This window comes from Paraclostridium sp. (genome assembly GCF_051657365.1).
GTDB lineage: Bacteria > Bacillota > Clostridia > Peptostreptococcales > Peptostreptococcaceae > Paraclostridium.
The window spans coordinates 1-11,776 of the sequence record NZ_JBOFKN010000120.1; the positions used below are offsets into that span (position 1 = coordinate 1).

Sequence of the window (11,776 nt, forward strand, 5' to 3'; positions counted from 1 at the left end):
TTACGTGATTTAATTTTAAAAGTTTTTAAAATTTTCACTAGTAAATTAGGTATATAAAATATAGTATCAAATAATAAATGTATTGAGTAGATTATAACGTAATACAAATTAACCGAAATCTTGCCTATATATACTAAAATTTGTTTTATCGTATTTATAATGAATCCAATTAATTTGTTTAAAATTTTTAATATGAATTTACTTACTGTGTTGTAATAAATAATAAATCCTATAAATAGTGCAATAAAATGATAATACCTAAGATCAAAAGACTCTATAACATTAACTGTTATAAAAATAAGTCCTGTAACAAACATCCAAAATATCACATCGTAAAATAACGAGAAAATTTTTACTACATTAAAGTTTTGCTTAAAAGCTCTATATAGATCAAATAATATACCAATAATGATACCACCATATGCTGTTGCAAAAAAAACTCCAAGATCTTGTGTAAACGGCATCATTATTTAAATAACTTCTTAAAAAAACTTTCTTGCGGTTCTTTAGCTTTACTATAAACTATTCCATTTATAGTTCCCGTTACAGTGATAACCTTTTCGTCTATACTGAGCTTACTCATGTCTAAATTTTCTCCATCTACAATCATATCTCCACATGTAGTTCGTATTTCTACTTTTTTATCATTGAAAGAGTATATGTGCTCTACTCCAGAAATAGTTAAACTAGATCTATCTTTTAAGCCTATACTATGTTCCATAATATCCCTCCATATTCAACGTTTATAATAACCTAATATAAATATACGAAGGACATTTGGAATTTATTCTATTATCTCAAACATTTCTTTTGCATCATTTTTTAGTACATGCTCTTTTATTTCTTTTATCTCAAACTTCATTAATTTCTCACCAAATTGAATTTCAAGTATATCACCTATGTTAACTTCTGATGAAGACTTAGCAGCTTTTCCATTTATAGTTACTATACCTTTATCACAAGCTTCCTTAGCAACGGTTCTTCTTTTTATTATTCTTGAAACCTTTAGAAATTTATCTAGTCTCATATTTAATCCTCCTTATACACAAAAAGTGTGGAATATCCACACTTTTAAATATAAATAAAATTATCCATTTATTATATCTTTTAATCCTTTTCCAGCTTTGAAAACTGGAGCTTTAGAAGCTGGTATATCTATAACTTCTTCTGGGTTTCTTGGGTTTCTTCCTTGTCTTGCTGCTCTTTCTCTAGTTTCAAAAGTTCCAAATCCTACTAATTGAACTTTTTCACCTTCTACTAATGCTTCTTCTACAGATTTCATAAAAGCATTTAATGCTGCCTCTGCTTCTTTCTTTGTTAATTCACTCTTTTCTGCCATTTTTGATACTAATTCAGCTTTATTCACGGTTCTTACCTCCTAAAAGTTTATATTATAGAATTTTATACTAGATATTAGATAAAATTCTAGGTTTTTAACAAAATACCTTTTATTTACTGATTATTTTTAGATTTATTCCATAAATCGTCCATTTCTCTTAAGGTCATATCTTCTAAATTCTGATTTAAACTTATAGCACTATTTTCTATAAACTCAAATCTATTTATGAATTTTTCAGTAGATAAGTTTAATGCTTCTTCTGGATTTATATCTAAAAATCTAGTAAGGTTAACTATAGAGAATAGTAAATCTCCTAGTTCTTCCTTTATGTATTTTATATTTCCTTGTTTGTGTTCGTCAAGTAATTCTTTATATTCTTCTACAATTTTTTTAAATACGTCATCTATATTATCCCAATCAAACCCTACTAAAGATGCCTTATATTGCACTTTTTTAGCCTTTGTTAGAGCAGGTAAACTAGTTGGTATTCTTTTTAAACCTTCAGTTATTGTAGATTCGCCTTTTTCTTTCTTTTTTAAATCTTCCCAAGTTTTGTCATATGTATTCATATCTATTGATTCATTTTTAAATACATGAGGATGTCTATATATTAATTTTTCACATATAGTATTTATTACTTCTCTTAAATCGAAATATCCTTCTTCTTTTCCTATTTGAGAATGGAAAACAACATGAAGAAGTATATCTCCTAATTCCTCTATCATTTCATCAATATCATCATTATCAATAGCTTGTACTAATTCATATGCTTCTTCTATAATATGACCTTTTAGCGATTCATGTGTTTGTTTTTTATCCCACTCACATCCATTTTCGCCTCTTAATTGTTCAACTATATTTTCTAAGTCTTTTACTGTATTATACATAGTTTTTTCAGATTTTGGTATATATAAACTAGTTAAATAATCAAAATCATTTTCATTTCTGTCTAATTCATATAATTTAACGTATTTTTTACTCTCTAGATCTTTAACACCTGCTGCTTTTACTATACATATTTCTTGCTCATCATCATAGTATTCCATTAAAGAAAGTTTAACATTAGAAGCTATAAATCTATCATAAATTTGAGTAATTATCATACTTGTACTTGTATCTATATAGCTATCTTTAATTTCAAATGCGTCAACTAATTTAAATCCTTCAGATGGATCTACTTCTAAATAGTTAAACATAGCATCTACAAAGCTCATAGAAGCTATTATTTCCGTTTCTATGCCTTTTTTATTAGCAATGCCACTAATTATACTCACAGTCTTTTCTGCAACTCTAGGATGCCCTGGAACTACATATACCAGATTTCCATTTTTTGATTCTTCAATAATAAAATTAGCAATTTTATTATAAACATTATCAAAGTCTTCATCTTCTCCATAAAAATAATCTAAAGACGTATATTTTATTTCATTTTTCAATATATCCATTATAGGATGTTTTTCTGTTCTTAAGAATATCCTGTCACTACTTTTTAAAGATTCTAAAGCTCCTTGACTTATTAAAGAATATTCTCCCGGTCCAAGACCTACTATAGTTATTTTTCCCATATAAAAGCTCCTTTTTAAGAAAATGTAAAATAAAGGAAAATTATATATAATCATTCCCTTTATTTTACATTTATATGTATATATTACTTCATAAGTTTTAACTTTCTAAGAACTTTATATACTTTATCTCCTTTAGGCATATTTAATAATTCTTCTTTCTTTATACCACCTAATGTAAAGGTAGCAACTACATAAACAATAGCTCCAATTGCTATGGCTATTATAGTGGATAAAGTATTACCTAATATTCCTATTATCAATCCAAAACTTAATTTAACTGCTATAAACATAGTAGTCACTATTATCAACGGCTTTATAAAGATTTGTTTTTTAGATAAATTCATCTTCATAGCCTTTTTTATGTATATTAGTTCAAGTGTCGCTGCTACAAAATAAGCGATTACAGTTCCTAATGCAGACCCTATAACATTTATTTGTGGAATAGCTGTTAAAGTATAACTTATTCCAATTTTAAATATCATTCCTATCGCTAAACAAATCACTGGAACCATTGGTTTTCCCATTCCTTGAAGTATACCATTTAAACTTTGTATTAAACCTAAAAATACAACACAAGGAGTAAGAACTAATAAAATAGTTCCAACCATGGATGGTTGTGATGGATACAAAAGTTTCATTATAGGATGAGCCAGTGATGCTATTCCAAATGCTGCCGGTAAAACAATCATTAAAGTTATCTTTATTGCGCTTTTAGTTTCTTTTATAACTTTAACTCTATTTCCTACGGCATAAGCCTGAGATATAGTCGGTACTAAACTCATACTCATAGCTACTGTTATAACAGCCGGTAAATTTATTATTGCCATAGCCATACCTGTTAACTGACCAAACATTATGTTCGCTTGTATTTGAGTAAATCCAGCTTCCATAAGTCTTCTAATAACAATAACATTATCTATCATATTTACTAATGGCATTACCGATGCACCTATAGTTATAGGAACAGCTACAACTAATAACCTTTTTAACACTCTAGCGATACTTTCTTCTTTAAATTTCTTACTTGATTTAATTTCTCTTTTAATAACTTTTCGCTTAAATAAATAAGCTATTATTAAATATATAATTGATGCTATTGCCCCTATAGTAGCACCCATTATTGCTCCTGCAGCTCCTTGTTCTGGTCCTGGATTTGGCCCAAGCGTATTCATAAGCAGATATGCAAGAGTTATACCTAATATAACTCTAAAAAGTTGTTCACTTATCTGAGAAATAGCTATATGAGTCATTTCTCTTCTCCCTTGGAAATAGCCTCTGTATGAAGACATAACAGGCACAAATAAAAGAGCTGGTGAAATAGCTAACATAGCATATTTTGCTCCTGGATTTTCCATTATGTCATTTACTATAAAGTCTGCTCCAAAGAAAAATACACAAAACGATATAAATCCTGTCAATGCTAACACTGTATAAGATACCTTAAATACCTTGTGAGCACCTCTATAATCTCCTATAGCTCTCTTTTCCGATACCAACTTAGCTAGTGCCGTTGGAAATCCTGCTGTGGCTAAAGTTAAAAACAAAGTATATACAGGATATGCCGCTTGATAATAACCCATACCTTCTGCGCCAATCAAATTTCCAAGAGGTATTCTAAAAAATGCACCAATAATTTTGACTATTACACCAGCCAATCCAAGTATTAAGGCACCTTTTAAGAATGAATCTCTTCCCCTAGTGTTATTCATAAATCCCCTCCATATTATGTGTATAACAAATTCTAATATAACATATATGCTATTATGGATTCAATATATTCCCATACAAACTTTAAAAGACCCTAAATAAATATGGGTCTTTTAAAATATTATTGAACTTGCTTTCCTAAAAATTTAGCCGCTACTTTTAATAATTTTTCATCACTTTCATTTAATAACGCTTTTCCTTTTGAAACTAAACATATAGATCCCATAAGATCTCCATTACAACTAATTATAGGAGTTACTATTTGTGATGAATAGTCCATTAAATCACATTCGCATAAAGGTACTATTTTTTCAAAGCAACTCGCTCTATTTATTATAATATTTTTTAATTCTGTACTTATTTGTTTTCCTTTGTACTCTTTTTCCGATAGTTTTGAAATAGCAATTATTGAATCTAAATCTGTTATAACAATCCCATGCCCCAAAGTTTCTCCTAGTGTTTCTGCATAATCTTGCGCTAACTCCCTAAGCTGACCTATAAGTGAATATTTTTTCAATATAACTTCACCATTTTTAGCCGTGAAAATCTCTAAAGGATCTCCTTCTCTAATTCTTAAAGTTTTTCTTATTTCTTTTGGTATAACAATTCTACCAAGATCATCTATTCGTCTAATTATTCCTGTTGCTTTCACATCTGATGAATTTTTAATTTTACAGTTAGTCATAACACACCTCCATATTTCGCCATATTTCGACTTTAAATATAACATACAGAGTGTAATATTTTCAATGTTATGAAAATATTACCATTATTTAGTTTTGTTTAAAATTATCATTTCAAGATTAATTTAACAATATAAAAAGACCTGCAATATTACAGGTCTTTTTATATTATTGAACTTGTTTTCCTAAAAAGTTAGATGCCACTTTTAATAGTTTTTCATCACTTTCATTTAGTCCTGATTCATTCTTTGAAACTAAGCATATTGAACCTATGCAGTCTCCAGATGAACTTATTATAGGCATTATTATTTGAGACTTATAATCCATAGAATCATCTTTATATAAAGATACTAATTTATTATCTTTAACTAAGTTGCTTATTCTATTTTCTATAAGTTCTTCTAACTCTTTACTTATACTTTTTTCTTTAAAATCTTTTTTAGGTAGTTTAGATACAGCTATTATTGAATCTAAATCTGTTACTGCAACTCCATGACCTAATGTTTCGCCTAATGTTTCTGCATATTCTTGAGAAAATTCATTTAGTTCTCCTATAGGTGAATATTTTTTTAATATAACTTCACCATCTTTTGCTGTGAAAATTTCTAAAGGATCACCTTCTCTAATTCTTAAAGTTTTTCTTATTTCTTTTGGTATAACAACCCTACCAAGGTCATCTATTCTTCTAACTATTCCTGTAGCTCTCATATCAGATTGATACCTCCATTAGTAACTTTGAGTTTATTTTTACCAGAGATAAGAAAAATATGCAAAAAAACCTATACCATTCCAAATGGTATAGGTTTTTTTTATACATTAATCTTTAAAGCTTCTTTTTCATTAGTTTCTATTTTAGCTTTATCAGTTAATTTTTTAACTTCAGCTTTATATTTTTCATATAATAAATTTTGTTTTATATTATCTTTAACTTCATCAAAAGTATATTCTTTATGTTTTTTATCAGTAACTTTTATTATGTGATATCCAAATTGTGTTTCAACTATATCAGATACTTCTCCTTTGTCCATTGAAAAGGCAGCTTTCTCAAATTCTGGAACCATTTGACCTTTAGAAAAGAATCCTAAGTCTCCACCATTTGCAGCAGACCCATCATCTGAGTTTTCTTTAGCTAGTTTAGCAAAATCTTCTCCTGATTTAACTTTAGCATATACATCCTCAGCTTTTTTCTTAGCTTCTTTTTTCTTTTCTTCAGAAACTGGCTTATTTGTTTTTGGATCTACTGTTGATATTAATATATGAGATGCTTTAACTTCATCATCTACATAGTTCTTTTTATTTTCTTCATAATATTTTTTCATTTCTTCATCTGTTACTTTAGTTTTCTTATCAAAATTGTTTTTAAAGTTTTGTATAGTTATATCTTTAGTTAACTGAGCTTTTAAAAATTCATCATCTATTCCATTATCTTTTAAGAATTTTTCATACTCCTTATCTTTCTTCATACTCTCTTTTAATTGTTTAAATTGCTTATCAACTTCTGTTGTCTTAGCTTCTAACTTTTCTTTTTTAGCTTCTTGGTAAATAACTTGTTCCTGTACCATTTGTTGTAAAATAGCCTTCTTCATCTCATCTTTATATTTCACACCATCTTTAACTTCTTGATCCCATAGTTCTTTTCCATACATTTTTGAAATAGATTCTTTATAAGTTGCTACTGTCTTTTTAAAATCATCTGCAGAAATTTCCACTCCATTTACAACTGCTACAGGCTTTTGAGTACCACATGCAGTCATACCAATACCTAACATAACTATCATCAATACCGATAATATTTTTTTCATTTAAACACCCTCTCTAGTTAATTATTTACTTTTTATTTATACACATTTGCTCGAGTATACTTTGTAATTCATCTATTATTTTATATCCATTTTTTTCTTTAGTTCTATATCTAGTCAATGGAAGAAGTATAACTTCATCTTTTAACATTCTAATTTTTTCTATACCTACTTTTTTGCATAAAGTTTTTATATATGCTATAGATATAAGTGCTGTTACAGATTTTGGTATATCAGAGAATCTGTCTTCTAGTTCTTCTTTAATATCCTTCATATCTTCTTCATTTTCTATAGATGCAATTTTTTTATACATTTCAATTTTTATAATCTCATCATCTATATAAGTATCAGGTATATATGCATTTACAGGTAAATCTACTTCTACATCTATTTCCTCTTGTACTATCTCACCTTTTACTTTTCTTATTGCATCATTTAACATTTTTACATAAAGATCATATCCAATAACTGCCATATGACCATGTTGTTGAGGTCCTAATATATTTCCAGCTCCTCTTATCTCTAAATCTCTCATAGCTATTTTAAATCCCGAACCAAATTCTGTAAATTCTCTTATAGCCTTTAATCTTTTTTCTGCTATTTCACTTAATACCTTATCTTTTTCATACATAAAATATGCATACCCTTGTCTATTACTTCTTCCTACTCTACCTCTCAATTGATAAAGTTGAGCTAATCCCATTTTATCTGCATCATATACTATCATAGTATTTGCATTTGAGATATCCATTCCAGTTTCTATTATAGTTGTGCACACAAGTACATTATAATCCTTATTCAAGAATCCTAATATTATATTTTCTAATTCTTTGCCTGTCATTCTACCATGAGCTACAGCTATTTTTGCATCTGGTACTAATTTTTGTATCATACTCGCCATTTCATCTATTCTTTCAACTCTATTATATACAAAAAATACCTGTCCACCTCTAGCTATTTCTCTTTCAATTTCATCTTGTATTATACTTTCTTTACCCTCAACTACATAAGTTATAACAGGGTATCTTTCTTGTGGTGGTTCTTCTATAACACTCATATCCCTTATTCCACTTAAAGACATATGTAATGTTCTTGGTATAGGTGTTGCAGATAAAGTCAATACGTCTACTGTAGATTTTATTTTCTTTAAAGACTCTTTATGCTTAACTCCAAATCTCTGCTCTTCATCTATAACTACCAACCCTAAATTAGGAAGTTCTATATCTTTAGATATTATTCTATGTGTCCCTATAACTACATCTACTAATCCTTTTCTTGCATCTTCTATAATTTGTTTTTGCTCTTTAGGAGTTTTAAATCTACTTAAAACTTCTACCCTTATTGGATAGTTCTCAAATCTGGATTTAAACGTATTGTAATGCTGTTGAGCCAGTATAGTGGTTGGAACTAACACTGCTACTTGTTTTTGGTCCATACAGGCTTTAAATATAGCTCTTATGGCTACTTCTGTTTTTCCATATCCAACATCTCCACAAATAAGTCTATCCATTACTTTCGTAGATTCCATGTCTTTTTTAGTTTCTTCTATAGATTTTATTTGATCATCTGTTTCTTGATATGGGAATAATGTCTCAAATTCACTTTGCCATAGTGTGTCTTTAGAAAATTTATAGCCTTTTACTTTTTCTCTTTTAGCATATAGTTCAACTAAGTCTTTAGTCATATCTTCAATTTCTTTTTTTACTTTAGCTTTAGCTTTTGACCATTCGCTACTTCCAAGTTTATTTAATTTAACTTTCTCAACATCTGCACCTATAAATTTTTGTATTTTATCCATTTGATCAATAGGTACATACAAATTATCGCCACCGTGGTAAACAACTCTCATATAATCTTTTTTTACACCATTTACACTTAATTGATCTATTCCTACATATCGGCCTACTCCACTATTTTCATGGACTACATAATCTCCAACGTTTAAATCTAAAAACGTTTCTATTTTTTGACCTTTATTAAACTTCTTAGGTTTAGATGTTTTAGCTCTTTTATTAGAACCTATCATCTCTTTATCTGTAATAACATCAAATTTTATAGATTTATATTGGAATCCTGATGTTATATTTCCTGCTACTATTACTACCTGAGATGAATGTATGTCTATATCCCTTTTTCTAGATAAAACAGCTTCTATCCCTAAGTTTAATAATTCTTTATTCAATTTTTTCGCTCTATCATAAGTATTTGTTGCTAAAACAACTTTATGACCATTATATTTTAATCTTTCTAATTCCTCTGCTAATACCTCTAATTTACCATTAAATGAAGGTATCTCTCTGCTTTCAAAATTAACTATGGATTTTATACTAATATCTTTTATTGATTTAGTTAACAACATATTTAAAACTAGTTTTTTATTGTTAACTAAATATTCTAAGTCTGAGTAGTGATATAATAAATTTCCTTGTTGTTTTAAAGCTAAACCTCTTTCTAGGTTTAATTTATAATTTTCCTTGAACTCACTTATGTAATTTTCACATCTTTCCTTTAACCTAGATACATCATTAACAAATATAATTGCATCATCTTTTAAATATGTGAATATACTTTTATTTTCATCTGTATACATATAATCTATATAGTTTTCAGCACCTTCAAAATATGTTTTTGAAGATATGTTATCAATATTTTTATAAACATCATCATCTGCCGATTTACTTATATCACTTTTTAATCTTTCAAGAGATTCATCTATATTGTCTGGATATATAAATTCTCTAGATGGTGTTATTGTACATTTTTTTATTTTTTTTATAGATTTTTGTGTAAATACATCAAAAGTTCTTATAGATTCTATTTCATCATCAAATAACTCTATACGAATAGGAGTATCATATTCTAATGAGAATACATCTATTATTCCACCTCTAATACTAAATTGTCCAAACCCTTCAATTTTAGATACTCTTTCATACCCTAAATTAACTAGTTTTTTAGACATTTTGTCTATATCCATTACATCACCTATTTTATAGGTGAATATATTCTGCTTTAAAATTTCTTTAGGAACATATTTTCCAAGTATAGCCTCCACAGTTGTAACTATAATTGTATTTTCTTTACTCAACATTTTTAATAGTACTTTTAATTTTCTCGCTTCGTCATTTCTATCCTTTGCATCTAAATGATAAAAGTATATATCTTGAGAACTCAAATAATCAACTTTATCTTTCATATAAAAACATAAATCTTCGTATACTTTTTTAGCCTCTAAATCAGTATTTGCAACATATAGGACTTGTTTTTTCAAATCATTGAATATAGAGTACGCTATATTAGGCTTTTGAGATTGTAACAGCCCATTTACAAGTAATGTACCCTTAGTATTTTCTATATTGTTTATTACATCTTTATATTCTTTAGAATTTTGCAAAGGAGATATAAAAATATCGTTCATATCTAACTCCCCCTATAACCTATCCATTATATTTATTCATTGCTAAATCTAAATTTTCTCTTATCATACAATCCACAGATTTAGCTGCTTTTTCTAATCCAGTTTGCAAATCATCTGCTTCTTCTTTTCTAAATCTTGATAAAACAAAGTCTGCCAGATCTTGTCCTGGTCTTGGCTTTGATACTCCAACTCTTACTCTTGGAAATTCATTAGTTCCTAGGCATTTTAAAATAGATCTCATTCCATTATGAGTTCCCCCACTACCTTTTTTTCTTATTCTTATTTTTCCAACATCTAAATCTATGTCATCATATATCACAACAATATTATTAGAATCGACTTTATAGTAATTATATATATCTATTAAGGTTTCTCCACTTAAGTTCATATAAGTTTGTGGTTTTACTAAAATAACCTTTTCAGTTCCTACTCTTCCTTCGCCTATAAGTGCCTTATGTTTTATTTTCGTTACGCTTATGCCATATTCCTTTGCTAAAATATCTATAACATCAAATCCAACGTTATGTCTTGTATGCTCGTATTGTTTTCCTGGATTGCCTAACCCTACTATTACGTACATTTTCATTCCTCCTTTATACTAATCAGTATTTTATCATCTTTTTATTTTAATAACTTTATATATTAAACTATAAAGCTTTGTTGTGATAATATCACAAATAATGTTGCTAAAAATATACAAGGTGCAAATGGCATATATGAGTTCTTTGATTTCTTTCTTGAAACTATCAAATAAACACCATATACGCCTCCTATCATAAAAGATATAGGTATCATGTATATACATTTTTCTATACCTATGCAAAAACAACACAAAGCATAGACTCCTATATCTCCCGAGCCTACACCTTTTGTTAGTTTAACCATTATATATGGAATAATAAATCCAAATATTAGTCCTAATATATGATTTATTATAATATCCTTTGTTGTTAATAATATAAATCCTTGAATTATTATACCACTAATTATAGTTATATCGTATATATACATTGTATAATAGTCTATTATAGATATCACTAATAAAAAACATATTAAAATGGAATATCTTAAAAACTCCTCATTAAAACCTAGTTTCACGTATAACACAAATACCAATGTAGGGACTATTATATATATAATTTTTACCAACTTATTTTTATCTAATTCTATCTTAAATATTTCTTTAATTGAAAATTGTATTACTTGTACCATTAATAAACTTATTAATATTATCTTTATCATAATCTAAATACTTATAGTAGGGT

The 11,776-nt window shown here is 27.8% G+C and carries 12 protein-coding genes; all 12 read right to left on the reverse strand.

The features are described from left to right. Nucleotides 1-467, reverse strand: a 467-nt coding sequence (gene yabQ, locus ACRCYC_RS08550; RefSeq protein ID WP_438618689.1) for a spore cortex biosynthesis protein YabQ, incomplete at its 3' end; no start/stop codon positions are given. Further along, entirely contained in the window at nt 467-721 is a 255-nt protein-coding gene (locus tag ACRCYC_RS08555) for a YabP/YqfC family sporulation protein (protein ID WP_438618690.1), read from the reverse strand. The genes ACRCYC_RS08555 and yabQ, both read right to left, overlap by 1 nt. A 63-nt stretch (nt 722-784) precedes the next feature. Further along, nucleotides 785-1,027 carry an RNA-binding S4 domain-containing protein gene (locus ACRCYC_RS08560; RefSeq protein ID WP_438618691.1) on the reverse strand — a complete coding sequence of 81 codons (243 nt, stop codon included), beginning with the start codon at nt 1,025-1,027 and terminating at the stop codon, nt 785-787. Between the two features lie 60 nt (nt 1,028-1,087). After that, entirely contained in the window at nt 1,088-1,366 is a 279-nt protein-coding gene (locus ACRCYC_RS08565) for an HU family DNA-binding protein (protein ID WP_438618692.1), read from the reverse strand. An 86-nt stretch (nt 1,367-1,452) separates the two neighbouring features. Continuing rightward, on the reverse strand, nt 1,453-2,904 hold the full coding sequence (gene mazG / locus ACRCYC_RS08570; protein WP_438618693.1) for a nucleoside triphosphate pyrophosphohydrolase: 1,452 nt from the start codon (nt 2,902-2,904) through the stop codon (nt 1,453-1,455). A gap of 83 nt (nt 2,905-2,987) precedes the next feature. Then, nucleotides 2,988-4,613, reverse strand: coding sequence for a putative polysaccharide biosynthesis protein (locus ACRCYC_RS08575; protein ID WP_438618694.1), 1,626 nt, complete (start codon nt 4,611-4,613; stop codon nt 2,988-2,990). Between the two features lie 119 nt (nt 4,614-4,732). Then, complete coding sequence (locus ACRCYC_RS08580; protein WP_438618701.1) at nt 4,733-5,263, reverse strand: stage V sporulation T C-terminal domain-containing protein; 531 nt, start codon at nt 5,261-5,263, stop codon at nt 4,733-4,735. 199 nt (nt 5,264-5,462) lie between these two features. Continuing rightward, nucleotides 5,463-6,002 carry a stage V sporulation T C-terminal domain-containing protein gene (locus ACRCYC_RS08585; RefSeq protein WP_438618695.1) on the reverse strand — a complete coding sequence of 180 codons (540 nt, stop codon included), beginning with the start codon at nt 6,000-6,002 and terminating at the stop codon, nt 5,463-5,465. 101 nt (nt 6,003-6,103) lie between these two features. Next, a complete protein-coding gene (locus tag ACRCYC_RS08590) occupies nt 6,104-7,096 on the reverse strand; it encodes a peptidylprolyl isomerase (RefSeq protein ID WP_438618696.1) in 993 nt (330 codons plus the stop codon). 25 nt (nt 7,097-7,121) lie between these two features. Next, nucleotides 7,122-10,511, reverse strand: a complete 3,390-nt coding sequence (gene mfd, locus ACRCYC_RS08595) for a transcription-repair coupling factor (protein ID WP_438618697.1) — start codon at nt 10,509-10,511, stop codon at nt 7,122-7,124. A 19-nt stretch (nt 10,512-10,530) separates the two neighbouring features. Beyond that, on the reverse strand, nt 10,531-11,091 hold the full coding sequence (pth, locus tag ACRCYC_RS08600; protein WP_438618698.1) for an aminoacyl-tRNA hydrolase: 561 nt from the start codon (nt 11,089-11,091) through the stop codon (nt 10,531-10,533). Nucleotides 11,092-11,153: 62 nt separating this feature from the next. Beyond that, nucleotides 11,154-11,753, reverse strand: a complete 600-nt coding sequence (locus ACRCYC_RS08605) for a prepilin peptidase (RefSeq protein WP_438618699.1) — start codon at nt 11,751-11,753, stop codon at nt 11,154-11,156. Nucleotides 11,754-11,776 lie beyond the last annotated feature (23 nt).

Coding starts and splice junctions, on each gene's coding strand:
- ACRCYC_RS08560 (WP_438618691.1), bottom strand. CDS start 1,027: ATGAGACTAGATAAATTTCTAAAGGTTTCAAGAATAATAAAAAGAAGA.
- pth (WP_438618698.1), bottom strand. CDS start 11,091: ATGTACGTAATAGTAGGGTTAGGCAATCCAGGAAAACAATACGAGCAT.
- ACRCYC_RS08605 (WP_438618699.1), bottom strand. CDS start 11,753: ATGATAAAGATAATATTAATAAGTTTATTAATGGTACAAGTAATACAA.
- ACRCYC_RS08585 (WP_438618695.1), bottom strand. CDS start 6,002: ATGAGAGCTACAGGAATAGTTAGAAGAATAGATGACCTTGGTAGGGTT.
- mfd (WP_438618697.1), bottom strand. CDS start 10,511: ATGAACGATATTTTTATATCTCCTTTGCAAAATTCTAAAGAATATAAA.
- mazG (WP_438618693.1), bottom strand. CDS start 2,904: ATGGGAAAAATAACTATAGTAGGTCTTGGACCGGGAGAATATTCTTTA.
- ACRCYC_RS08555 (WP_438618690.1), bottom strand. CDS start 721: ATGGAACATAGTATAGGCTTAAAAGATAGATCTAGTTTAACTATTTCT.
- ACRCYC_RS08575 (WP_438618694.1), bottom strand. CDS start 4,613: ATGAATAACACTAGGGGAAGAGATTCATTCTTAAAAGGTGCCTTAATA.
- ACRCYC_RS08590 (WP_438618696.1), bottom strand. CDS start 7,096: ATGAAAAAAATATTATCGGTATTGATGATAGTTATGTTAGGTATTGGT.